29 protein-coding genes and 1 pseudogene are annotated in these 23,120 nt (G+C 64.1%); 15 read left to right on the top strand and 15 right to left on the bottom strand.

Annotation, left to right across the window (positions count from 1 at the left end; translation table 11 throughout):
* Positions 1–26: 26 nt before the first annotated feature.
* Positions 27–806, top strand: a complete 780-nt coding sequence (locus tag A5906_RS18750) for a TetR/AcrR family transcriptional regulator (RefSeq protein WP_430642402.1) — start codon at positions 27–29, stop codon at positions 804–806.
* Between the two features lie 39 nt (positions 807–845).
* Here A5906_RS18750 and A5906_RS18745 read toward each other — a convergent pair whose 3' ends face one another.
* The 3 genes from A5906_RS18745 to A5906_RS18735 are packed head-to-tail and all read right to left on the bottom strand — an operon-like array spanning position 846 to position 2,270.
* Entirely contained in the window at positions 846–1,490 is a 645-nt protein-coding gene (locus A5906_RS18745) for a TetR/AcrR family transcriptional regulator (RefSeq protein ID WP_080136848.1), read from the bottom strand.
* Positions 1,491–1,498: 8 nt separating this feature from the next.
* Entirely contained in the window at positions 1,499–1,978 is a 480-nt protein-coding gene (locus A5906_RS18740) for a hypothetical protein (RefSeq protein WP_080136847.1), read from the bottom strand.
* A gap of 37 nt (positions 1,979–2,015) precedes the next feature.
* Positions 2,016–2,270 (bottom strand): hypothetical protein, encoded by a 255-nt coding sequence (locus tag A5906_RS18735; protein ID WP_080136846.1) that lies wholly within the window; start codon positions 2,268–2,270, stop codon positions 2,016–2,018.
* A 155-nt stretch (positions 2,271–2,425) separates the two neighbouring features.
* On the opposite strand from A5906_RS18735, the gene A5906_RS18730 reads away from it, so the two are divergent.
* The 11 genes and pseudogenes from A5906_RS18730 to A5906_RS46175 all read left to right on the top strand — a co-directional run bounded on the left by A5906_RS18730 (position 2,426) and on the right by A5906_RS46175 (position 8,007).
* Positions 2,426–2,626 carry a hypothetical protein gene (locus A5906_RS18730; RefSeq protein ID WP_080136845.1) on the top strand — a complete coding sequence of 67 codons (201 nt, stop codon included), beginning with the start codon at positions 2,426–2,428 and terminating at the stop codon, positions 2,624–2,626.
* Complete coding sequence (locus tag A5906_RS43090) at positions 2,623–2,778, top strand: hypothetical protein (RefSeq protein WP_164940532.1); 156 nt, start codon at positions 2,623–2,625, stop codon at positions 2,776–2,778. The genes A5906_RS18730 and A5906_RS43090 overlap by 4 nt, the downstream gene beginning before the upstream one ends.
* A 20-nt stretch (positions 2,779–2,798) precedes the next feature.
* On the top strand, positions 2,799–3,017 hold the full coding sequence (locus A5906_RS18725) for a hypothetical protein (RefSeq protein ID WP_245326778.1): 219 nt from the start codon (positions 2,799–2,801) through the stop codon (positions 3,015–3,017).
* A 58-nt stretch (positions 3,018–3,075) separates the two neighbouring features.
* Positions 3,076–3,357 carry a hypothetical protein gene (locus A5906_RS18720; protein ID WP_080136844.1) on the top strand — a complete coding sequence of 94 codons (282 nt, stop codon included), beginning with the start codon at positions 3,076–3,078 and terminating at the stop codon, positions 3,355–3,357.
* Positions 3,354–3,977, top strand: a complete 624-nt coding sequence (locus A5906_RS18715; RefSeq protein ID WP_245326777.1) for a PepSY domain-containing protein — start codon at positions 3,354–3,356, stop codon at positions 3,975–3,977. The genes A5906_RS18720 and A5906_RS18715 overlap by 4 nt, the downstream gene beginning before the upstream one ends.
* A 39-nt stretch (positions 3,978–4,016) precedes the next feature.
* Complete coding sequence (locus tag A5906_RS18710) at positions 4,017–5,189, top strand: DUF3734 domain-containing protein (protein ID WP_080136843.1); 1,173 nt, start codon at positions 4,017–4,019, stop codon at positions 5,187–5,189.
* A 30-nt stretch (positions 5,190–5,219) separates the two neighbouring features.
* A complete protein-coding gene (locus A5906_RS18705) occupies positions 5,220–6,011 on the top strand; it encodes an acetoacetate decarboxylase (RefSeq protein ID WP_080136842.1) in 792 nt (263 codons plus the stop codon).
* A 78-nt stretch (positions 6,012–6,089) separates the two neighbouring features.
* Positions 6,090–6,470 (top strand): annotated as a pseudogene (locus A5906_RS18700) (SDR family oxidoreductase); the annotation flags it as partial.
* Between the two features lie 60 nt (positions 6,471–6,530).
* On the top strand, positions 6,531–6,749 hold the full coding sequence (locus A5906_RS18695) for a hypothetical protein (protein ID WP_080136841.1): 219 nt from the start codon (positions 6,531–6,533) through the stop codon (positions 6,747–6,749).
* Between the two features lie 93 nt (positions 6,750–6,842).
* The gene (locus tag A5906_RS18690; RefSeq protein ID WP_080136840.1) at positions 6,843–7,451 is read left to right on the top strand and encodes a sll1863 family stress response protein; all 609 of its coding nucleotides are present in this window, start codon (positions 6,843–6,845) and stop codon (positions 7,449–7,451) included.
* Positions 7,452–7,818: 367 nt separating this feature from the next.
* Positions 7,819–8,007, top strand: coding sequence for a helix-turn-helix domain-containing protein (locus A5906_RS46175; RefSeq protein WP_080136839.1), 189 nt, complete (start codon positions 7,819–7,821; stop codon positions 8,005–8,007).
* A 96-nt stretch (positions 8,008–8,103) separates the two neighbouring features.
* On the opposite strand, the gene A5906_RS18680 is transcribed toward A5906_RS46175, so the two are convergent.
* From A5906_RS18680 to A5906_RS43085, 12 genes are all read right to left on the bottom strand, one after another.
* Complete coding sequence (locus A5906_RS18680) at positions 8,104–8,784, bottom strand: response regulator transcription factor (RefSeq protein WP_080136885.1); 681 nt, start codon at positions 8,782–8,784, stop codon at positions 8,104–8,106.
* A gap of 269 nt (positions 8,785–9,053) precedes the next feature.
* A complete protein-coding gene (locus A5906_RS18675) occupies positions 9,054–10,634 on the bottom strand; it encodes a Do family serine endopeptidase (RefSeq protein WP_080136838.1) in 1,581 nt (526 codons plus the stop codon).
* A gap of 224 nt (positions 10,635–10,858) precedes the next feature.
* Positions 10,859–12,202 (bottom strand): methyl-accepting chemotaxis protein, encoded by a 1,344-nt coding sequence (locus tag A5906_RS18670; RefSeq protein WP_080136837.1) that lies wholly within the window; start codon positions 12,200–12,202, stop codon positions 10,859–10,861.
* A gap of 106 nt (positions 12,203–12,308) precedes the next feature.
* Complete coding sequence (locus A5906_RS18665; RefSeq protein ID WP_080136836.1) at positions 12,309–12,791, bottom strand: cytochrome c-type biogenesis protein; 483 nt, start codon at positions 12,789–12,791, stop codon at positions 12,309–12,311.
* A gap of 5 nt (positions 12,792–12,796) precedes the next feature.
* Positions 12,797–14,779 carry a heme lyase CcmF/NrfE family subunit gene (locus tag A5906_RS18660; RefSeq protein WP_080136835.1) on the bottom strand — a complete coding sequence of 661 codons (1,983 nt, stop codon included), beginning with the start codon at positions 14,777–14,779 and terminating at the stop codon, positions 12,797–12,799.
* Positions 14,776–15,318 carry a cytochrome c maturation protein CcmE gene (gene ccmE, locus A5906_RS18655; protein WP_080136834.1) on the bottom strand — a complete coding sequence of 181 codons (543 nt, stop codon included), beginning with the start codon at positions 15,316–15,318 and terminating at the stop codon, positions 14,776–14,778. Before ccmE ends, A5906_RS18660 begins: the two co-directional genes overlap by 4 nt.
* 37 nt (positions 15,319–15,355) lie before the next feature.
* A complete protein-coding gene (gene ccmI / locus A5906_RS18650) occupies positions 15,356–16,474 on the bottom strand; it encodes a c-type cytochrome biogenesis protein CcmI (protein ID WP_080136884.1) in 1,119 nt (372 codons plus the stop codon).
* A gap of 132 nt (positions 16,475–16,606) precedes the next feature.
* Positions 16,607–16,876 (bottom strand): hypothetical protein, encoded by a 270-nt coding sequence (locus A5906_RS18645; RefSeq protein WP_080136833.1) that lies wholly within the window; start codon positions 16,874–16,876, stop codon positions 16,607–16,609.
* A 99-nt stretch (positions 16,877–16,975) separates the two neighbouring features.
* Positions 16,976–18,376, bottom strand: coding sequence for a hypothetical protein (locus A5906_RS18640; RefSeq protein WP_080136832.1), 1,401 nt, complete (start codon positions 18,374–18,376; stop codon positions 16,976–16,978).
* A gap of 161 nt (positions 18,377–18,537) precedes the next feature.
* Positions 18,538–19,914, bottom strand: coding sequence for a sensor histidine kinase (locus A5906_RS18635; protein WP_080136831.1), 1,377 nt, complete (start codon positions 19,912–19,914; stop codon positions 18,538–18,540).
* A gap of 87 nt (positions 19,915–20,001) precedes the next feature.
* The gene (locus tag A5906_RS18630; protein ID WP_011085905.1) at positions 20,002–20,676 is read right to left on the bottom strand and encodes a response regulator transcription factor; all 675 of its coding nucleotides are present in this window, start codon (positions 20,674–20,676) and stop codon (positions 20,002–20,004) included.
* A 227-nt stretch (positions 20,677–20,903) separates the two neighbouring features.
* Positions 20,904–21,059: a hypothetical protein gene (locus A5906_RS43085; protein WP_164936196.1), complete on the bottom strand. Its 156-nt coding sequence runs from the start codon at positions 21,057–21,059 to the stop codon at positions 20,904–20,906.
* Positions 21,060–21,296: 237 nt separating this feature from the next.
* On the opposite strand from A5906_RS43085, the gene ku reads away from it, so the two are divergent.
* The 3 genes from ku to A5906_RS18615 all read left to right on the top strand — a co-directional run bounded on the left by ku (position 21,297) and on the right by A5906_RS18615 (position 23,087).
* On the top strand, positions 21,297–22,277 hold the full coding sequence (gene ku, locus A5906_RS18625; protein WP_080136830.1) for a non-homologous end joining protein Ku: 981 nt from the start codon (positions 21,297–21,299) through the stop codon (positions 22,275–22,277).
* 58 nt (positions 22,278–22,335) lie between these two features.
* The gene (locus A5906_RS18620; protein ID WP_080136829.1) at positions 22,336–22,572 is read left to right on the top strand and encodes a hypothetical protein; all 237 of its coding nucleotides are present in this window, start codon (positions 22,336–22,338) and stop codon (positions 22,570–22,572) included.
* A gap of 350 nt (positions 22,573–22,922) precedes the next feature.
* Complete coding sequence (locus A5906_RS18615) at positions 22,923–23,087, top strand: Flp family type IVb pilin (RefSeq protein WP_018647793.1); 165 nt, start codon at positions 22,923–22,925, stop codon at positions 23,085–23,087.
* The last annotated feature ends 33 nt before the right edge of the window (positions 23,088–23,120 follow it).

Here is a 23,120-nt window from a genome sequence, read left to right as displayed (position 1 = left end):
CGATCGTTCGGGGGCGCTCGCCAAGCTTGCAAAAGCGCAGACCCGACGAAATAATAAACTATACCGTATATTTTCTTTTTGTTGCCTTTCTTCGCGAGCCATGTCAAGTGGGAAAGCGACGCGCACAGACTCGTGATTTCGGAGGTTCAAGAATGAAGAAGACGAAGCGAGGCAGGCCGCCCAAGGATCTTGCCGGCGACGCCCAGGCGCGCATTCTCGACGCGGCCCAGCAGCTGTTTCTCGAGAAGGGCTATCGCAGCGCCAGCATCGACGACATTTCCGAGCTTGCTCCTGCGAGCAAGCCGACGATCTACGCCCATTTTCCCGGCAAGGAAGCGCTGTTCGCGGCGGTGGTAGCCCGCACCATCGACGGCTTGACGGACTTCGACGGCTTCTCGCCCGAGGGCCGGACCATAGAGGACAAGTTGATGAGCCTCGGGACAGCCATCGTCGAGAGAGTGGTCGAGGAATCGCTCGGCATGGTGCGTGCGACGATCGCGGAATCGCAGCGGTTCCCCGAACTGAGCCGCAACGTTCACGACGCTGCGCGCGATCGCTCCCTGGCCGCAGTATCCCAGCTGCTGGACGACGCCACGCAGAAGCTCGCTCGCACCCCGAAGGGCCCTTTCAGCGCCAAACGAAGCCGCGCTACCGCGCAGATCTTTCTCGATCTTATTTTGCTACCGATGCTGTTTCGGTCACTCGTCGGCGAGACGTCGAAAGACCTGAAGAAGGAGCTTCCCGGCTTCGTACGCGAGCGCGTCGGCTTTTTCCTGGCAGCCTGCGAGACGGACTGGTCGTACTAGCATTGCAGCCTTCTTTCGTCAGATGGTTGGCGTGGAGGCTTAGCCCGCGGCCTTGAGCTGCACGTGAGCTGTTATTTCGGCCGGCTGCAGCGATGGCTTGCAACGCAAAGCGCCCGTACAAAATCTCAACATCTCGTCGAAGCTTGGCCGCAACGTCGCAGCGCCGACTCGGGACGGGTTGAGATGGGCATCCATGGCCTCCAGCAGGCAGCATGTCAGCGCCATCGGGCTGCCGTCCTGAAGTTCGCCGCGTGCTTGCCCATTACCGATGATCGGTCGCACCAGCCCTCGGATCCTGTCGTCGTAGGCGAGGACGACCGTCCAGTTCTGACGGACGGCCAGAGCTATCAGGTCTTGCAATCGTCGATGCTTCGCCGGTCGAGCTTCATTGCAGTCGGCGATGGCCTTCAGGATTGCGGCCAAGCGCCGTAGCGCTGGCCCGCTGCCGCGGGCCGCTTCAGCCGCCGCACTGGCCGCCTCCTCGAGCACCTCGTCCACCACGGCCTCCTCGATCGCTCGCCTTGACGGAAAGAATCGATAGACGCTTGCCGAAGACATCGACAGACTCCGCGCGATGTCGGCAACGGTGGTCTTGTTGTGTCCCATCTCGCCATAGAGATGGATGGCGGCCTGCACGATCCTGCGGCGGGCGCTGCTCGTTCGATCTTCAATCAGCCTGCGCATACCGTCTCTCACTGCGCCGGAATATTCATCAACTCGCGGCGGCAGGCCTCTCCGAAATCGCGCAAGGGATCCATCTCCTCGATGAATTTGGGGAGATCGACGAATGTGCGATTTGGCGAGAGATAGGTTTCGATGATCAGATGCCCGGCTCTCTCGGCGGCCTGAACGACCTCGTTGCTCGACAAGATCCGCATGCGCCCGACCAGCGTATAGAGGCTGACCAGTTGCGGAATTTCGGCCTGATCATTGACCAGGGCGTAGGCATAGAGCCGTGACGCCTCCTCGATGAAGCTATGGTACAATTGCTCGCGCTTCGAGAACGAGCGGGCATGATGAAGCTCGCGACGCCTTCGGCGTCCGCTGAACCATCCACTGACGATGGTCGAGACCGCCCCGATCGCAGAGCCGCCGAAGGCCGCCAGGGCCGGTATATACACCGTGCTCATAAGATCGCTCCTGTATCCTGTTGCAGTGCGGATGTGGTTCAAGGCAGCGTCCGGTCACATCACGCCGCAACGTCGCGCGTTATCTGCCCTTGCTTGATCCGGTGGATGCCTGCTCGAAGACCGCTTTACACCCTCCGCTCAGATCCGACTTCCTGAGCCGCAGACAGGCTTCGACTCCCGAAGGGTCGGGAATGTAGGCACTGCAGAGGCGAAAGGCGTCGGGCGTGCAGGCCGCCCGCTGCTCCGGTGTACCCCGGTTCTCCTGGGCAAAAGCTGCTGCGCCGCCGAACGCGACTACGGCCGCTACGAACAACGCCTGCATCAATTTCGTCATCTCAGATCCTTTCTCTGCTCGAGACTTCTGGTTGAACCTGGCGGAGCATCGCCGCCCAGATCCTGCACACGCGCTTGTGACGCACTCGTCTTGACTCCGACCATGGCGCGTGATTTATATGAACTATACGGTGTATTTTATTAAGGAGACGCGGAATGTCAACACTGCTGTTCGCGTTGATGCGCGAAAATCCGTTGCCCGGCCTCGCCGCCGCCTCGCTGAACGTGATGGTCGCCTTGTGCCTCGTGGCCCTGAGCCTGCTGCTTGGCATCACGATCGCAATGATCGCGTGCGCTCATACGCTCGCCACACGCCAGACCAGCACTGTTCGACTGGATGGGCGGACGGTCGCATGACACCGGCTCTGCTGATCGCCCGCGACTGCATCATCTACTGGGTCAACGTTTGGATCGCGCCGGTCGAATGCGTGTTCGACGTGATCGAGTCCGAACTCGCGCGCAGAGGCGTTGCGCCTGATGAAATCGACCGCCTCACGCACACCGCGTGAGGAGAGGACTGGGAACCGAGATGCTGAACTTCATCGAAGTCTTTGATGCGATGGAAGTGGACCCGACCAGCGGCGACGTCGTGTGGACTGGTGTAACCGGAACACGGGCAGCGCTCCAGCGTGACGGACTCACGATCGATCCGAAGGCTGCAGCCTATTGTCCGACCGAATGGCTCGACGAGCGCGGCTATCTCGATGCCGAACGTGCGCGCCGGCATCCGCGCCCGTGGAGCATCTGACGATGATACGGACAGATGCCGTTTTCAGGAGCCGCACGTCATGAGCCGACGATCCGCCATGTTCATGCGCGCGAGCCGATCGGCCGACACCGCCCTTCCCTTGCGCGGCTATTTTCTGTCGGTCGGCGGCGCCCTGCTCTGCTTGCTTTGGGCGACCGGTTGGGTGCTCCCGGCCCAAAAACCAAGCCGCTTCGCTGTACCGGATCCTGCGCGGCCTCCGATCCGCATCCACTCCGACGTGAGGGGACCGGAGCGCGTCGTGATCGACACCAATCAGCCGCTGCCCACGCTCTCCGACAAGGAGATCGTCGTCGCTCACACGCCCGTTGCAGGCGAATGACCAACCAGACCGAGATTGATCCTATGTCGAAGCATTTGTTTGCCCTGATCATGTGGTCCGCCACACTCGCCGCGACAGCCGCCGTCGCCGACGTTCAAAAATCTGCAGATGCGGACGGCCGAAGCGCGAGCGCTCAAAGCCAGGCCGAAGAGGCCGCTATCCAACGCGTGCTCTCGGAATTCCGCACCATACGCGTCCCGCTCAGCCGGGCGATGGCGATCGCGGAGCGCCTGCACGGCGGCTCGAAGACCGCCGACATCAGCTTCGAGATCGACGGCCCGCCCGTCTATCGCGTTCGCACGATCCGGAATGAGCACGTGTGGGAGAACGCCATCGACGCAAATACCGGAAGTATTACGGGCAAAGAGACGACGTCGTCGCTGAAGGAACTCGATCGGAACGACCTCGCCAACATCGTCGCCTTGAAATGGATCAAGCCGGAATTGTCGGATGCTGTCGAGGTCGCCGAGAGAGCGGCGGCCGGCAGCGCGCTGGCCGGCGGACTGATCCGACAGGATGGCAAACTAAACTTCGTGGTCGTCGTCGCCTCCGGGGACCATTTGAAAGAGGTGCTGCTCGAGCCTCCGAAGGTCGGAAAACAAGACGCGAGCCGCCATTAGCACGAGCATGTTCATCATCACTCAAAGAGCACATACGTCATGAACTTCCAGCCTCGATCGCAGCTCTCATCCGCACAACGGCAGCTTCCTTTCGACTGCATCGCGCTGCTGTTGCAAGGCGGCGGTGCGCTCGGTGCGTACCAGGCGGGCGTGTACGAAGCCCTGGCCGAGGCCAGCATTCACCCCGACTGGGTTGCTGGTATCTCGATCGGAGCCATCAATGCCGCCATCATCGCCGGCAATCCGCCCGAGTCCCGCGTTGACCGCCTGCGCGATTTTTGGACCCAGGTCACCTCGACCGCGCCCTGGGATTGGTCCGGCAATCCTTTCCTGGATTGGACGCGGAGCGACAATACGCGCAACCTCATCAACCAGATGAGCGCAGGTCTTGCGGCCACATGTGGCGCCACAGGGTTCTTCTCCGCCCGTCCCGTCCTGCCCTGGCTGCAGCCCGGCGGAGCCAACGATGCGACCAGCATCTATGACACGCGCGCGCTCAAGACCACGCTGGAGCGCCTGGTTGACTTCGATCGTATCAATGCCGGGCTGACGCGCTTCAGCGCCGGCGCGGTCAACGTTCGAACCGGAAATTTCGTCTATTTCGACAATACCACCCATACGATCCGTCCCGAGCACATCATGGCCAGCGGCGCACTGCCGCCGGGCTTTCCGGCGGTGGAGATCGAGGGCGAGCACTATTGGGACGGCGGTCTCGTCTCCAACACGCCCCTGCAATGGGTGATCGAATCTGATGCCCCGCAGGACATGCTTGCGTTTCAGGTCGATCTCTGGAGCGCGCGCGGTCAACTTCCCCGCAACATGGCTGAGGTCGTCACGCGGCACAAGGAGATCCAGTATTCGAGCCGCACGCGCGCCAGCACCGACCAGTTCAAGCATGTGCAGCGCCTGCGGCGCGCGCTCACGGATCTACTAGGCAGGCTGCCCGACGATCTCAGTCAGCATGAGACCGTGAAGCTGCTCAGCACGGCGATCTCGCGGAACGTCTACAGCATCGTCCATCTGATCTATCGCGCGCGCAATCACGAGGGGCACTCCAAGGATTACGAGTTCTCACGGCTGTCCATGCAGGACCATTGGCGTGCCGGCTACCACGACGCATTGCGCACCTTGCGCCATCCCGAGGTGCTCGCTCGGCCATCGAGCTCCGACGGGGTCTTCACCTTCGATCTCGAACACGACGGCCGCGAGTAGCCGGACCTCATCGCCTGGAGACAACCCAAAATGCGCGAGACTGATGTGAAACAACGTGCTTTCGCCATGCCGCTGACCAGCCCGGCCTATCCGCCCGGGCCCTATCGGTTCGTCGATCGCGAATACCTGATCATCACCTATCGCACCGATCCGGCCAAGCTCCGGGCAGTGGTTCCGGGTCCGCTTGAGGTCGACGAGCGAGACGCTCTCGTCAAATACGAGTTCATCCGCATGCCCGATTCCAACGGCTTTGGCGACTACTCGGAAAGCGGACAGGTCATCCCCGTCTCTTTTCGCGGGCGCAAGGGCAGCTACACCCATTGCATGTTCCTCAACGACGAAGGGCCTATTGCGGGCGGACGCGAACTGTGGGGCTTTCCGAAGAAGCTTGCGCAACCGACGCTGCGGACCGAGATCGACACGCTGATCGGCACCCTGGATTACGGCCCGATGCGCGTCGCGACGGGCACGATGGGCTACAAGCATCGCGAGGCCGATCTGGCGAAGGTCAAGGCTGCGCTCAACGAGCCGAACTTCCTGCTCAAAATCATTCCGCACGTCGACGGCAGCCCGCGGATCTGCGAGCTCGTCCAATATCATCTCGAGGACATCGTGCTGAAAGGGGCATGGATCGGGCCGGCGGCCCTGGCCCTGACGCCACACGCCTTGGCGCCCGTCGCCGAACTGCCGGTCCTGGAGATCGTCTCAGCCGTCCACATCCGCGCCGATCTCACGCTCGGTCTCGGGACGGTGGTGCATGACTATCTGCAACAGCCGGCTCGCGGCCCGGTACGAACCGGTGAGAGAGCTCTGGTTTTCTGAGTCAAAATGCGCGCCGCGCGGCTCGGTTCTGAATATTACAAGGAAAGTATACGAAATGGGAATTCTGAACGGTAAGTTGGCTGGGACCGCATGATCAACAACGGCCCACTCGCTCGTCGCCTAGCCCTTCAAGTCGGCTATGTCGCCGCCAAACACGGCATCACAGACCTCACCAAGACCGTGGCGCTGCAGCTCGCGCGGTCGAAGATCACCTGCAACTGCATAAGCCCCGGCTACGTCTGGACACCATTAGTGGAGAAGCAGATTCCGAACACGATGGCCGCCCGCCGCGTGCGAAGAGATGAGGTGATCAGCGATGTCCTGCTCGCAGCGCAGCCGACCAAGGAGTTCGTCACCGTCGAGCAGGTCGCTTCGCTCGCCCTGTTCCTGTGCAGCGACGACGCCGCCCAGATCACGGGCGCCAACCTCTCGATGGATGGAGGCTGGACGGCTGCGTAGCCGCTTTCAATCACGGAGCTTTCAATCATCCCTCCCCTCAAAGAAGTCAGCCGGTTCAACGTGACCAAGCGCCGCTTCCAGCTTAATCCTGCGGAAGATAACCACCTGTCCAAGACCCTCCGCGTATGCGAGGAGATCTTCAATGCGGATGTGCTGCCCTGCGATGCCGAGCTGATGGCCCCGAGCGACCTCTATGCAGCGATCACTTCCGGTCCATCGCGCACCCTGCCAACGACCGAGAGCGAAGGGGCAAGGCCGTTTCCCTATCTCGCGGCCTGAGGGAGGCGGCATCGGACGAGGCAGTTGACCCAAGTCAACGCCAGCCAGGCCGAGCCCGCACATTATTCAATTTGCTAGTCAACGGAGACGATCATGTCAGAGCAGAGTAGCATGCACTTTTACCTGAATTGGGCCAAGGAGCGTATCGACGAGATGGATGCCGCGCTCGCCTCGTTCGAGGTCAAGGCCGGCGAGGCCAAGGCCGAATCCAAGGTCAAAGCCGAGCAGATCATCGCCGATCTGAAGAAGCGTCGCGACGATTTCCAGGCGCAGCTCAAGACGCAAGCCGAAGCAAGCGAAGCGGCTTGGGCACGCAGCCGAACGGAACTTGAGAAGCAGTGGAACGGCTTCGAGGCCCAGATGAAGGTCTACTTCGAAAGCGCCGGCAAGCAACTCGAGCAGCAGCAAGCAACCTTCAAGGACATCGCCGCCGCACAGGCAAAGGCCTGGCGCGAGGCCGCCGACAAGTTCCGTGAGGCGGCCGGCAAGGTCGCCGCAACACATACCGGGGACTTCGATGCCGCCCTCAAGCAGATGAAATCCGATGCATCCGAAGCGGAGGCGCGTCTGCAGAAGCTTAAGCAGGCCGGAAGCGAGTCATGGTCCGTACTGAGCGCAGCGCTTGCTGAGTCCCGCAAGGCGTTCGATCATGCCAACCAGGCGGCTTGGAATGCGCTGAAGGGCTCCGGCTCGAAGAGCTGAAGGTGACTGGGTTCCCGAGCGGCGGCTCAGGACGAGGCTGCGCGGCAGCTCGCCTCGGTTCTCAGCGAACGTCTAGACTTCGGCACAGCGTCTTGGCTGATCACCTGATGAAGATTCAATCGAACAGAGGGGCCAAGCCGCGCCACTGCACTCGTACCGCGTAGGCGCGCAGAATTGCACCAGATGATGGTTTGGCGAACAAAATCGCAGGCTTGGTAGTGGGGGAGCGACGCACTTTTTCTTCACCACAAACGACCGGAACATCGATAGCTGAACAGAGATCTCGCTGGCGACGAGATTTATTAGCTCTCGAGTTTCGGCCAAGTGCGTGTCCTAAACGCCCCACCATGCTGATGACGGATCTTCTTTGATCTCCCGGTGCACACGTCGCGCCCTCACCGGCATCGGGCTGACTTCCATTCGCGAGCCGATCAGCGCCGGTAAACTTAGGGCCAAGAAGCACGGAAGGCGCACAATCATCTTGCCAGATGATTTGAGAGTGTGGCTCGAAAGACTGCCTGACGCTCGGAAGCCGATTGTAGAAAGCCCCGCTTAAGCGGGGCTTTTATTTTGAGCCAACGGCCAGGGAGAGTGGTAAGAAACTGGCAAGCTAAAAAACGAGCCTCTGAAAAACAACAGTAGGCACCGTACCTTATCTGATCCCATCACGGATCATGTACCCCGCGCCGCGGATCGTGTGCAGCAGCGGCCGATCGAAGCCCTTGTCGATCTTAGAGCGCAGCCGCGAAATGTGCACGTCGATCACGTTGGTCTGCGGATCGAAATGATAGTCCCAGACGTTCTCCAGCAGCATGGTGCGGGTCACTACCTGGCCGGCATGCTTCATGAGGTATTCGAGCAGCCGGAATTCGCGCGGCTGCAGCGTCAGCTCGTCCTTGCCGCGGGCGACGCGGTGGGAGAGCCGATCGAGCTCGAGATCGCCGACGCGATAGAGCGTGTCCTCGGCAGGTCCCCCACGGCGGCGCGACAGCACCTCGACCCGGGCGAGCAGCTCGGCGAAGGAATAGGGTTTTGGCAGATAGTCGTCGCCACCGGCGCGCAGGCCCTTGATGCGATCGTCGACCTGTCCGAGCGCCGACAGAATCAGCACCGGCGTCGCGTTGTCCTTGTCGCGCAGCGCGCCGATCAGCGACAGGCCGTCGCGCTTGGGCAGCATGCGGTCGACCACCAGAACGTCGTAATCGCCGTTCTCGGCCATGGCGAGGCCCTCCTCGCCGTCCGCGGCGTGGTCGGCAATGTGCCCGACCTCGCGAAACGCCTTCACGAGGTAGTCGGCGGATTCGCGATCGTCTTCAATGATGAGGAGGCGCATCGTGCGTTCGGCGGCGGTCAAGGAGGTCAACCTTCTCTAAACATGGCGCGAGCGGCAATCGCATGCAAGCCGAGCGGGAGAGTGTCGAGGCGAGAAAAAGGCGGGCGGTGAAGCTGGGGGGACCTCACCGCCCTATGCCTTCCGACGGAGGGGGGCGTATTTCCACCGGAAGGTAGGCTGGGGAAGCGAATTACGCTGCTCCCCCGAAGGGCGCCGACGGCGGGGGCGACTGATGCCGGCGACACCCTTCATTTCGTAGGTCCTGAGGCTTACCCCTTGGCGATGGGGACCGCGACGAAGCGCGACTGGCCGCCGCTCTTCACGCGCATCAGGACGCTGTTCTTGTTGTCGGTCCGCGCCGCGTTGATGGCGTCACGGACTTCGCCGGCGGTGGCCACGCTCTTGCCGCCGACCTCGAGAATCACGTCGCCTTCCTTGAAGCCGCGTTCGGCCGCGGCGCTCTTCGGATCGACTTCGGTGACCACGACGCCTTCCTTGCCGGCGCCGGCCACGGAGTTCGCGGGGGCAACGGTCATGCCGAGCTTGGGCACGTCGGTGCCCTTGCTGGCACCCTTGCCGCTGTCATTGTCGGTGTCGGCCTTGGCCTCGACCGTGTTCGGCAGCTGGCCGAGGGTGAGGTTCACGACCTTGTCCTGGCCCTTGTGCAGCACGTTGAGCTTCACGGTCGCGCCGGGCGCCATGCCGCCGATGGTGCGGGCGAGCTCGCGGGCGTCCTTGACGGATTCACCGTTGACCGCGGTGATCACGTCGCCGGATTCGATGCCGGCCTTCGCCGCTGGGCCGTTCGCCTGCGGTTCCGCCACCAGCGCGCCTTCGGCCTTCTTCATGCCGAGGCTGTCGGCGATATCGGACGTGACGGGCTGGATCTGCACGCCGATCCAGCCGCGGCTGACCGAGCCCTTGTCCTTGAGCTGGGCCACCACGCTCTTGACGGTGTTGGCCGGAATCGAGAACGCGATACCGACGCTGCCGCCCGAGGGCGAGTAGATCGCGGTGTTGACGCCCATCACCTCGCCATTGGTGTCGAAGGCCGGGCCGCCGGAATTGCCCTTGTTCACGGGCGCGTCGATCTGGATGAAGTCGTCATAGGGACCGTTGCCGATGTCGCGGCCGCTGGCCGAGACAATGCCGGCGGTCACGGTGCCGCCGAGGCCGAAGGGATTGCCGACCGCGAGCACCCAGTCGCCGATCCGCGGCTTGGCGTCGGCGAGCTTCGCGAACGGGAAGTTCGAGCCGCCCTCGACCTTGATCAAAGCGAGGTCGGTGCGCTGGTCGGTGCCGATCACCTTGGCGGTGTAGGTCTTGCCGTCGTCGGTGGTGACCTCGACCTTGTCGGCGCCGTCGACCACGTGGTTGTTGGTTACGGCAAAACCGTCAGCCGAGATGAAGAAGCCGGAGCCCTGCCCCTGCACGACGCGGCCACGGCCGCCACCCTTCAGGCCGGGGATGCCATCCGGACCGCCGAAGCGACGGAAGAAGCGCTCCATCGGCGAGCCCGGCTGGAACGGCGAGGAGGAATCATCGCCGTCATCGTTGCTCGCGGTCTTCTCCTTGATGTTGACCTTCACCGAGATCACCGACGGCTTCACGCGCTCGACGATGTCGGCGAAACCGACCGGCCTTTCGACCTTGCGGACCTCGTTGTTGACCTGCGCATGCGCCGGGCTGGAGAACAGGTCGGCCGGCGACATCGACGGGCTGAAGCCGTAGACGGCAGCGCCAAGGCCGGCGACGACCGAGGCCATCAGCGCGAGCTTGCGCGCGGAGAACACCGACCGGCGCGGCTGCCGGTAGGACGGGAGGTTCGAGAGGTCGATACGGTCGTTCATGCAGGGATCTCCAGGGCCTTGAATTCCTTTTGGTGCCGGGTGACGGCACCTTGTGGACCTGAAGATGGGGGCTGCCGCCTTACCGTGCGCTGGCGGCGGGGTTAAACTTTTGTAATGATGGCGCGACGCGGCTGCGGCAGTTTAGCGCACGTAAAAAATCGTGGTCCTACAGTAACTTAGCCGAGTTCCCGCGACCGGCAGCGGAACGACGTTTTGGCCTGCCCTCAGCTAGCCCGGACGCTGGCGATGAACTCGTCGACTTCCCGCTTCAACGACTCTGCCTGCTGCGACAGGTCAACGGCGGAATCCCGCGCCTCGGCCGCCATGCGCCCCGTCTCTGCCGACGTCGAGGTGATCTGGGCGATGTGATTGGAGACGTCCAGCGTTCCCTGCGCGGCGTCCTGCGCACTGCGGGTGATGTCCTGCGTGGCGGTGCGCTGCTGGGCGGTGTCGACCTCGATGCCGGACATGATCGAGGAGATCTCCGACAACGTCTTCGAGATGCCGTCGATCGCGCCGCGGGTCTCCGCGGTGATGCCCTGGATGCTGGCGACATGGGAGGTGATCTCCTCCGTCGCCTTGCTGGTCTGGTGCGCCAGATTCTTCACTTCGGAGGCCACCACGGCAAAGCCCTTGCCAGCTTCGCCAGCCCGCGCCGCCTCGATGGTGGCGTTGAGCGCGAGCAGATTGGTCTGCGAGGCGATGGCCTGCACGAGCTGCACGACCTCGCCGATCTTGTCGGCGGCATCCGACAGCGTGTGGATGGTGTCGCGGCTCTTCTCGGCCTGGCTTGCGGCGCCCTCGGCGCGCTGGGTCGCATCGGTGACACGGCGGCTGATCGTGCCGATCGAATTCGTCATCTCCTCGGCGGAGCCCGCCACCGTCTGCACGCCGGCGCTGGCCTGGCTCGCGCCGCTCGCGACCGCATTGGCCTTGGTGCTGGTGTCGTTGGCGGTCCGCGACAACGTCTCGGCGTTGCGCTTCAGATGCACGGCCGACGAGGCCACGCTGTCGACCACGCTGGCGACGAGATCGTTGAAGCGCCTGATCCGTTCGTCCAGGAATTTCGACCGCTCGGCCTGGTGCTGAGCCTCGCGCAACTGCTGCTCGGTGAGGCGCCGCCGCTCCAGCCCGTTGGTCTTGAACACCTCGAGCGCGCCGGCGAGCAGCCCGATCTCGTTGGTGCCGCCGAGCCCCGGGACAGGTGTCTCGAACTTCTGGTCGGCGACCTCGCGCATGGCATGCACGATCGCCGCCAGGGGATTGAGGATGCCGTTGCGCACGGCGAACCAGGTGGTGAGGCAAATCGCGACAGCGACGACTGCGATCACGCCGCAGGCGATCAGGAAATACGAGAACGCGGTCTGCGCCTGCTGGTAGATCTGCATGGCATGGTCACGCGCCGGGCCGCTCAATGCGGCGAAACTCGCCGACAGGCTGGTGATCTCGTTGTTGAGATAGAGCACCGCGACGAAGCCGGTGCCGCCGCCGATGCCCAGCAGGAACAATAATGCAGCGACCACGGCACCGACCAGGAAGCGGATCGTCAGATTGCTGTTCGCGAACATCTCGGGGACTCAGAGGCTGGAATCGAATCTCGCGACAAGCTTCCAGACAAAGGTCAATAGAGGATGAAGCGCGTGGCTGCGGGTACGCTAAGTATCATTACGTAGGTCAGGACGACTTCGCATCGTCCGACATCAAGGTCGCGAGCCGCGCTTCTTCCTCAGGCGTCAGCGGCGGGGCCGGTACGTCTGCACCGCTTCGCGCGCGCCGGCGGATTTGCAGCCACAGCGCCAGGCCGCCGCCGATCAGCAGCAGCGGCGCGAGCAGCCACAACAGGATGGTTTGCCGCTCGAAACGTGGCTTCAGCAGCACGAACTCGCCGTAGCGCGCGACGAGGAAATCGAGCACCTGCGCGTTGCTGTCGCCCGCCGCAATGCGCTCGCGCACCAGGAGACGCAGGTCACGCGCCAATGGCGCATCGGAATCGTCGATCGACTGGTTCTGGCAGACCATGCAGCGCAGCTCGCGCGACAAGTCGCGCGCACGTGCTTCCTTCGCGGGATCCGACATGATCTCGTCGGGCTGCACGGCGTACGCCGCAGGCGATGCCAGCAGCATCAGCGCGACGAACGCAGCCATCATCCGGCGCATCAAAGTCACTCCGCCGGCTGCAGGCGCTGCTTGGCGCGCGCCGGCTTCGGCGCGCCGACCCGCAGGCGTCGGTCGGACAGCGACAGCACGCCGCCGAGCGCCATCAGCACCGGCCCCCACCAGATCAGGAGCACCAGCGGCTTGTGATAGATGCGCACGGCAATGGCGCCCTCGGCGGTCGCATCGCCGAGCGAGATATAGAGCTGGCTCGCACCGCGCGTCAGCAGCGCAGCCTCGGTGGTCGAGGAGCCGCGCGTCGTAAAACTGCGCTTGGATGGCGTCATGACGCTCAGCGCCTCGCCATCGCGGCTGACGTTGAACTCGGCGATCATCTCGCGGTAGTTCGGGCCCTGACGCTGGAACAGGCCGTCGAGCTTCACGTCGTAGCCGGCGATATGGGCAACCTCGTTCTGCTTCATGGTCGCGATATATTCGCTGTTCCAGGTGGTCTCGCAGACGATGCCGATCAGCGCGACGCCGAGGCCGGCATGCGCGAACGCGGTGCCCCAGGCCGAACGCGGCAGGCCGCGCGCCCGGTGCAGCACCGTTGCGAATGGCAGCCGAACGAAACCGGTCCGTTCGACGAGGTCGGTGACGGCGCCGGCGATGACGAAGACGCCAAGCCCGATCGCGAGCGGCGCCAGCGTAGCTCCGCCGCTCGCCCAGCCCCAGGCAATGGCGACGGCGACGAGGCCAGCGATACCGGCTGCGAGCAGACGCTGGGTGACGCCGAGCAGGTCGCCGCGCTTCCAAGCCAGCATCGGGCCGAACGGCACGGCGAGCAGCAACAGGGCAAACAGCGGCGCGAAGGTGAGGTTGTAGAAGGGCGCACCGACCGACATCTTGAAGTCGGCGAGCATCTCCATCGCCAGCGGATAGAGCGTGCCGAACAGCACCACCGCGCAGGCCACCGTGAGCAGCAAATTGTTCAGCACCAGCGCACCCTCGCGCGAGATCGGCGCGAACAGGCCGCCCTGCTTCAGCGACGTTGCGCGGCCCGCGAAAAGCGACAGGCTGCCGCCGATGAACAGGCAGAGGATCAGCAGGATGAACACGCCGCGGGTCGGATCGGTGGCGAAGGCGTGCACGGAGGTGATGACGCCCGAGCGAACCAGGAAGGTGCCGAGCAGCGACAGCGAGAAGCTCAGGATCGAGAGCAGGATGGTCCATACCTTGAGGGCGTTGCGCTTCTCCATCACCAGCGCCGAGTGTAGCAGCGCGGTGCCGGCGAGCCACGGCATCAGCGAGGCGTTCTCGACCGGATCCCAGAACCACCAGCCGCCCCAGCCGAGCTCGTAATAGGCCCAGTAGGAGCCCATGGCGATGCCGAGCGTCAGGAAGATCCAGGCGACCAGCGTCCAGGGCCGCACCCAGCGCGCCCAGGCCGCGTCGATCCGCCCCTCCATCAGCGCCGCGATGGCGAAGGAGAACGAGATCGAGAAGCCGACATAGCCGAGATAGAGCATCGGCGGATGCACGGCGAGGCCGATGTCCTGAAGCACCGGATTGAGATCGCGCCCCTCGATCGGCGGATTGGCGATGCGCAGGAACGGATTCGAGGTCACCAGGATGAAGAGGTAGAAGGCGCTCGCGATCCAGGCCTGCACGGCGAGCACATGCGCGCGCAGCGACAGCGGCAGGTTATTGCCGAACGCTGCGACCAATCCGCCGAACAGCGCCAGGATCGACACCCACAGCAGCATCGAGCCTTCGTGGTTTCCCCACACGCCGGTGATCTTGTAGAGCAGCGGCTTCATGGAGTGGGAATTCTCGTAAACATTGGCGACGGAGAAGTCCGAATTGACGTGCAGCATCACCAGCGCGACGAACGAGGCGCCGACGAACAGCAGCTGCGCCAGCGCCGTGGACCGCGCCACGTTCATCAGCGCATCGTCGCGCAAGCGCGCGCCGATCAGCGGAACGATGGACTGGATCAGCGCCAGCCCAAGCGCCAGTACCAGCGCGTAGTGTCCTGCTTCTGCGATCACCGCACAGCTCCCTGCGGGTTGCCCTGCGCGGTCGTCGCCGCGGGCTTTGCATCGGAAGGCTTGGCACCACCAGAAGGCTTGTCGTTTTCAGAAGGCTTGGTGCCGTAATCGTCCTTCCAATGTCCCTGCTTCTTCAGGGCATCGGCGACGTCCTTGGGCATGTAGGTCTCGTCGTGCTTGGCGAGCACGGTGTCGGCCTTGAACACGCCATTGGCGTCGAGCGCGCCTTCGGCGACGACGCCCTGCCCTTCGCGGAACAGGTCGGGCAGGATGCCCTTGTAGGCGACGGGAAGCTTGGCGTTGCCGTCGGCGACCTCGAAAGTCACGGCGAGATTGTCGCCGCGCTGGAGCGAGCCGGGCTGCACCAGACCGCCGAGTCGAAACCGCTTGCCGGGCGCGACGTGCTTCTCGGCAACCATGGTCGGGGTCGAGAAGAACACGATGGAATCGCGCAATGCATTGAGCACCAGCGCGGCCGCGAGCGCGAGCACGGCGAGCGAGCCGCCGATGATGGTCATACGTCGCTGCTTGCGCGTCATGGCGTATCCGTTCTCCGCTCGTCTCGCGCTGAAATCATCATCCGTCGAGCCCGAGAGTCTTGAGGCCTTCGTTCAGTAGGCGCAGCCGCTCGGCATCCTTGGCGACCGCCTGACGGGCGTCGGTCGACGCGCCCATCGCCTTGTCGCGGTCGCCCATCACGAGATAGGCGCGCACCAGGCGCAGCCAGCCCTCGACGTCGTCGCCATTCTGCTTCAAGCGCGTCGCAAGACGCTCGACCATACCGCGCACCATGGCGTTGCGATCGCCTTCGGCCATGTCCTTGGACGCCGCGACGGTCTCGTCCGACAGCGCCGGCATCGTGCCGCCGCCGCCGACCCGCGCCAGCGAGGATTGCACCAGGGGCCGCCACGGTGCGTCGGCCGGGGCCTTGGCCAGCAATGCGCGCCAGATATTGGCGGCATCGTCCTTGCGGCCATCCTGCTCGGCCGCGAGCCCGAGGAAGTAGTTCGCCTTGGGATCGTCGGCGTCGAGCGCATGCGCACGCTCGAACTCGATCTTGGCTTCTGCGGTCACCACACCGCCGGCGGCCGCCGAGATCGCCTCGCCGAGATCGGACCGGCGCTCTGCGTTCTCGCCGTTATAGGTGAGCGAATTGCGATAGGCCCGCACCGCATCGTCGAAGCGGCCGAGCCGCTGCAGCACCGGCGCGAGCACGTTCCAACCGCGTCCGTCGGTCGGGTTCTTTTCCAGATGCTGCTCGACCTGCACGACGAGATTCTCGAGCGACCGCGCCATGCCGGACCCGGCGCCGCGCTCGCGCTGCGCCAGCGGAAAGTCCTGGAGCTGGGGCGAGCCGAGCGGCATGTAGACGCCGATCGCGACGATCGGCAGGCCGACGAGCGCCAGCACCGCGGCCGCGCGGCGCCATTTGAGGTTCGGCCTGAGATCCGACTCGAGCTCCGACGAAGATTCGCTCGCGGCGAGCAGCCTGCGGCTGATCTCGACACGGGCCGCCTCGGCTTCGGGGGCCGCGATCAGCCCCGTGGCAAGATCGCGCTCGATCTCCGCCAGCTGGTCCTTGTAGACCGCGACCTCACTGCCCTGGTCGCGCGTGCGTCCGCTGCGGCCGAGCGGCAAGAGCACGGCGAAGATCGCCGCGACCGTCATCAGCGCGAACACGAACCATAACGTCATCTGGCAAGCTTCCGGCAGCGCGCCACCCGCGCCCATAGGTGGCTTTACACCACGGCCGGACGGTGCGGCAATTGACAATTGTCAATTCGGCGCGACCGCGCGCTGTCCTGAAACGATCAAGATCCCAACGGCTTAGCCGATCTCGAAGTCGGCGCTCCGAGCGGCGTCCTCGCCGTGACCGTTGAAGGCCTTCAGGAAGTACGTTCCCGGCGGAATCGCATCCGGCAGCCTGATGCGCACCGCTCCGACCGGAACCGGAGAAGCAACCCGGGTCGCCGTCTCAGGCAGTTGCCGGCCGCTCGCCTTCTCGACGAGCACGACCTTCGCCCCGACCATCAGCCTTTGATATTTGGCGACAATGACGCGGTTCTCGATCTCGATGGAGCTGATAACGGATTTCATGCGCCACAAATAGAAATTCCCCGGACCTGCATTGAGACCGTACGGGCCGCCATCGCCAGCGTCAACTATAAATTGTGATTGCGAAGATATGCGCTTGGATCAGCTTGCGCGCGACGATTTGCGCTCGCCGGTCGCCGCGTTCTCCGCGGCGCGACTCATCAGCGACGCATAATCATCGCCGAACAGCACTTGGCAGAAGCGGATCGCGGCCTGCACCTGCTGCTGGCGATAGGTGCGGACTTTGTGATCGGCAGCGCGCAGCGATTGCACCAGCTGCTCGGTCGAGCGTTCGACATATTGCTGCAGGTCGGAATAGGTGCGCAGCGTCACCTCGTTGATCGCGAGCTCGCTGGCGTAGTTGCGGCAGGTCGCGACGAAATCGATCAGCGCCGCGGTTTCCTCCACCTCGGTGCTGTCGATGCGCGCCCCCGGCGGAATGTCCTTCTCGGGCCGCTGGCGCAGGATGCGGCGCACGCGGCCGGGAACGCTGTCGATCTCCGATTGCAGCGCATTGGAGATGTCGGCGCGGATCGAGGTCAGCTGCTTGCCCCACGCCGAATCGTTGCGCAGATCGAGTTCCGTGCGCAAGCCGCGCACGCCATCATGCAGCGCTTTGAGATTGTCGGCGACGTTGTCGAAATGGCCACGCTTGATATCCGTGCGCAGGATCGCAGCCACGCAGGACAAATCGTGCAGAGCGATGGTGACCGCGACGCCATAGGGCGTTGCCGCAACACGGATCTCATCGTCGGAGGCTGCGATCTTGATGGCGAGGCGGATGATCTGCCACGGCGCGGTCATGCGCTGCACGACGACCGACAGCGCGAAGGGCAGCATCTGCGGCGTCTGCAGAGCCGGAATGTTGAGCGCCGAGGTCACCGAGGCGATCTGGGACTCGCCGAAGGCGCGCAAGGTGCGCGGCAGCTTCTCGTTCAGCGTGGCGATGGCTTCCCGGACCTGGAGCACAGCCCCGACCGAATAGAGATCCTCGATCACGCTCGGCGGGCCGACCCGGGCGAGCGCGCGCGACTTGTCGCCGCCACCCGGACCGGTCAGGGCGAAGATCGCCTCCGCGGCGACCGCCTGCAACTTCTGGGCGAGAGCTTCGACCTGCCCCGCACCGTCAGCCGGCATGCGCGCCAGCGCCGCCTCGAATTCGTTCATCTTGTCCGGGGCACCGTCCCGGCCGAGCCATTGCCAGATCGGTTGAAGCGAGGAACGCCGGATCTGGCCCACCCGAATCGGGGCGCCTGCCTCGACCAGGAATGGTTCCAGCACCTGGAACAGAAGCCGCGACAGGTCGTCGGTCCGCGGCGGCGGGGCTTCATCGGCCTCGGTCTTGCGCACGATCATGCGCAGCTGCTCGAGCACGAGGGTTGCCACGGCCGTGTCCTGGCCGCGCTCAAGCGCGCGCTCGAACTCCCGCATCAGCAGCGCCTGCGACTGCGGCGGGAGCTGCGCGAGATATTCCCTCAGCCGCTCGATCGATGTCTGGCTCATACGCCCGGGTAATGCACGGTAAAATGGCGGACATGGGATGCGTCCGGGCGCGATCATAGGTGGTTGCGCCTTAAGAAGCCGTTGAGGACGTTGCCTCGAATGCCCCCGTTTGCGTTCGGATCGGCCGTCCCCGAGCCGAAAAGCCTTTCTGGAACAAAGGATTATATTCCGGGGAGGACCAGCTCGGCTCGCAAGCCCCCGATTGGCGCCCCGCTGAGCGAGAGGCTGCCGCCATAGAGGGCGGCAAGATCGGTCACGATCGACAGCCCCAGCCCCGAGCCGGGCTTGGATTCGTCGAGCCGCTGGCCACGCCGGGACACCTGGGCACGTTCCGCCTCCGACAGGCCGCGGCCGTCGTCGTCGACGATGATCCGCAGCCGCGGCCCCGCGCCCGCCTGGTGCGGGGCCTCGACCAGGACCTCGATGAAGACGCGGGAGGCAGCCCATTTGCAGGCATTGTCGACGAGATTGCCGACCATCTCTTCCAGATCCTGCCGCTCGCCGCGGAATTTGGCCGACGGATCGGCCTTGGCCTCGACCAGGATGCCGCGGTCACGGTGGATCTTCTCCATGGTCCGCCGCAACGCCTCGATGGCAGGGGCAACCTCCGTCACGGTCGCGACGACCGAGACGCGCGCCGCGATGCGCGCACGCTCCAGATGATGGGCGACCTGGTCGCGCATCACGTCCGCCTGCTCCATCACCTTCTCCGCGAACGGATCGGCCGCATGCGCGCTGGCCTCGTTCACGATCACCGAGAGCGGCGTCTTGATCGCGTGGGCGAGATTGCCGACATGGGTGCGGGCGCGCTCGACGATCTCGCGATTGGCGTCGATCAGCGCGTTGGTCTCGCGCGCCAAGGGCGCGATCTCGACCGGGAATTCGCCCTCGAGCCGTTCCGCTCGCCCCGAGCGGATGTCGGCGATCGATTCCGAGATGCGCTTGAGCGGCGCAAGGCCAAAGCGTACCTGGAATACGGTGGTCAGCAGCAGCACGATGCCGAGCGCGGTGAAAGTGCCGCCGAGATAGTAGTCGAAGCTCCGCGTCTCGTCGAAGATCTCGGTGTCGTCGCCTGCGACGCTGACGAGGTATTTGCCGTCGGCGCCGAGATCGACCGGCCGCTCCACCATCCTCAAATTCTGCCCTTCGGGCCCGTCGACATAGCCGAGCCGGATGCCTGCGGCGGTGAGCTCGGCGCCCTGCTCCTCCAGCTTCGGCAGCTTCTTGTCCCAGAGCGAGCGCGAGGAGCGCACCTCCGGCTTCTCGGTGTCGGTGCGCGTGATCTGCCAGTACCAGCCGGACAGCGGCAGCTCGAACAGCGGTTCGCCGAGCGACTGGAACTGGCGGTCCGGTGGCTCGTCCGGGGTTGCGACTTCGGCGATCAGGGTGCGCAGATAAAGATTGAGCCGGCGGTCGAAGGCGCGCTCGGTGGCGTTCTTGTAGACCGACGACAGCACCACGCCGGTGATGGCCAGGATCACCACCAGCCAGGCGGTCGCCGACAGGAACAGGCGATTGGCAAGTGAGCTAGCAGCCATCGGAAGGGTCCCGGCGGGCGCAGGAGATCAGGGCGTCGGAGGTCATGACCGGACCAAGGGCCCTGTTCAGCCTCCCGTCAAGCCGCTTCAGGCGCCGGGCGCGGGCGGCGGGGTCAGGAGATAGCCGAGGCCGCGGACGGTCTGGATGATGTCGACGTCGAGCTTCTTGCGGATGCGGCCGACGAACACCTCGATCGTATTCGAGTCGCGGTCGAAATCCTGGTCGTAGAGATGCTCGACCAGCTCGGTACGCGAGACGACGCGCCCGGAATGGTGCATCAGGTAGGCCAGAAGCCGATATTCGTGCGACGTCATCTTGACGGGATTGCCCGACACGCTGACCCGGCCGGTCCTGGTATCGAGGGTAACAGGGCCGCAGCTCAGCTCACTCTGGGCATGGCCGGTGGAGCGACGCAGCAGCGCGCGAATGCGGGCCAGCACCTCCTCCAGATGGAACGGCTTTGCGACATAGTCGTCGGCACCGGCGTCGAAGCCCTGGACCTTGTCGCTCCAGCGGTCGCGCGCGGTCAGGATCAGGACCGGCATGGTGCGGCCGTTGCGGCGCCAGGCCTCCAGCACCGAGATGCCGTCCTTCTTGGGCAGGCCGATGTCGAGCACGACGGCGTCGTAAGGCTCGTTGTCGCCGAGATAGTGTCCCTCCTCCCCGTCGAAGGCGCGGTCGACGACATAGCCGGCGTCCGTCAGCGCTTTGGTGAGCTGGCGATTGAGATCGGGGTCGTCCTCAACAACGAGCAGGCGCACGCTTCTCTCCAGACATAGGCAGCAAGAACATGCCCCGAGATGAGCAATTCCGGCGTGAACTGAATATGAACGCGGGGAACCGCCGACGTTACTTTTTGGTCATATACGACCTGTCATCCACCAACGCGACTGCGCCCGCCGGGCAGCCGGACGAACCGGCGGCCTGGTGGGCGCAATGTGCCGCGTTACGCGGCGATTAGGAAGGCTCGAACGTTCCGATCGGGCCGTCAGGTCCGGAAGAACACGAACCAGATGACGGCGAGGATCAGTATCGCCAGCCCGGTCGAGATGGCGAGCAGCGCCGCCACCGAGGGTCCTGGTTCGCCCTGGCGTGCCTCGGTCGGGGTTTCGACGATCTGATGCTGCTCTCGCGTGGTTGCCATGATAACCTCGATCTCTGGATGTCGCCGCCGATGACCGCGACCTCCTCGCAGCCTTGCCTCTCCCAGCCAACGCCCGATCTGATACGATGTTCCGGCTTTTGCCCTCTCATCGGGTAGCAACCACGCGCCCGGCGACCGGTTAACGCAGTTGCAAGATTCCGCGCCGAGCCGTGTATGATTCGGTGTTCCCCGATGGTATTCTCATAAGTCTGTCCGCTGTTGCGTTTGGAGTAGCCCATGGCCCCCCGCGCCAATTGGAAGGGTTTTCTGCGTCTCTCGCTCGTGACCTGCCCGGTCGCGCTCTATCCGGCCACTTCGGATACCGAGAAGGTCTCCTTCAACCAGATCAACCGCAAGACCGGTCACCGGATCAAGTACCTCAAGGTCGACGCCGAGACCGGCGACGAGGTCACGTCCGAGGACATCGTCAAGGGCTACAAGGTCGACACCGACACCTATATCGAGGTCACCAAGGACGAGCTCGACGATATCGCGCTCGATTCCACGCACACGATCGAGATCGACGAGTTCGTGCCCAAGGCCGACATCGACAACCGCTATCTAATCCGCCCCTACTACCTCGTCCCGGACGGCAAGGTCGGCCACGACGCCTATGCCGTGATCCGCGAGACCATCCGCAGCATGGACAAGGTCGCGATCGGTCGCGTGGTGCTGACCAACCGCGAGCACATCATCGCGCTGGAGCCGCTCGAGAGCGGCCTGATGGGCACCCTGCTGCGCTACCCCTACGAGGTGCGCAGCGAGAGGGAATATTTCGACGACATCCAGGACGTGAAGCTGACCAAGGACATGCTCGACCTCGCCAAGCACATCGTGGAGAAGAAGTCCGGCGCGTTCGAGCCCGAGCTGTTCGAGGATCACTACGAGACCGCGCTGATCGATCTCATAAACAAGAAGCGCAGCGGCATGCCCATTACCGCGAAGGCCGCGCCGAAGACCGGCGGCAACGTCATCAACCTGATGGACGCGCTGAAGAAGAGCATCGCGAACGAGAAGGATGCGCCCTCGGCGAAGGTCGCCAAGGAGGCCGCCAAGGGCAAGAAGCCGAAGAAGCGCGTCGAAGGCCAGCGCGAGATGCTGCTGCCGATCGCCGGCAAGGGCGGCAAGGACGCTGCGGCCAAGGCGGCGCCCAAGGAAGCCCCGAAGAAGGCCGACAAGCCGGTGCGCGCGCCGGCACGGGCGAAGAAGGCCAGCTAGCGGCACCCAACTTTCGATCCCGCCGTGATGTCACTCCCCTCCGGCCGGCCGGCCTGACATGCCCTGGTCGGCGGCGTTCGAGGATCCGATTCCGCTCTCCAATGGGCGCAGGCTGCGGACGCTGCAGGAAGCCGCCGATCACATCATGCAGTTGCCCGAGGATGCGCAGCACGCCAGCCACTGGCAGAGCGCGATCGAGACGCTGATTAACGCCGCCGAAACCGGCGGCGGCTGGATGATGTTCGCCCGCATCGCGATGTTGCGGGCGCTGAACGCAGACGCACCCCGTAAATAGCGTCAACAATCCGTCAACGGCGCCGTCGTTTTCGGCCCGGTTGCGGGCCGCCCTTTAGTCGTACGGAAGACAAAATTAACCGTCGATTCCCGTTGCGCAGGACAAGGTCGCGCCGTCGATTGAAGCAGGATGTGCACGCGGCGCAGCGGCAGAGCGCCAGCAAGAACTATATCGGCCTCGACCCGCATTGGGTGACGAAACCTTAAATCAAGGAAGGCAGTATATGGGCCCCGAGGTCGGGACCATCCGACCTTGCGCTTTGGCGTGCGCGCCGCGAAAAACTTAGTGAATCAATTTACCATTCCGAAAACGGCACCTGCCTACGTTAGACGGATGAACAGGAGTTGACGATGGCTTTGCTCAGGTCCTTTCTCGCCGATGAAAGTGCAGCCACCGCTATCGAGTACTGCCTGATCGCCGCCGGCATCGCGCTCGCGATCGTCGCTGTCGTGAACAACACGGGCAGCGCGCTGCTGAACAACAAGTTCAACTCGATCGACGCAGCCACCAAATAGGCGGCATAGCCCGGCCCGGTGCGGCCCTGCCGA

Origin of the sequence: Bradyrhizobium sacchari (assembly GCF_002068095.1) — a bacterium.
Classification (GTDB): Bacteria; Pseudomonadota; Alphaproteobacteria; order Rhizobiales; family Xanthobacteraceae; genus Bradyrhizobium; species Bradyrhizobium sacchari.
The sequence above is the reverse complement of the archived record's forward strand: the minus strand, read 5'-3'. Positions and strand labels throughout refer to the sequence as shown.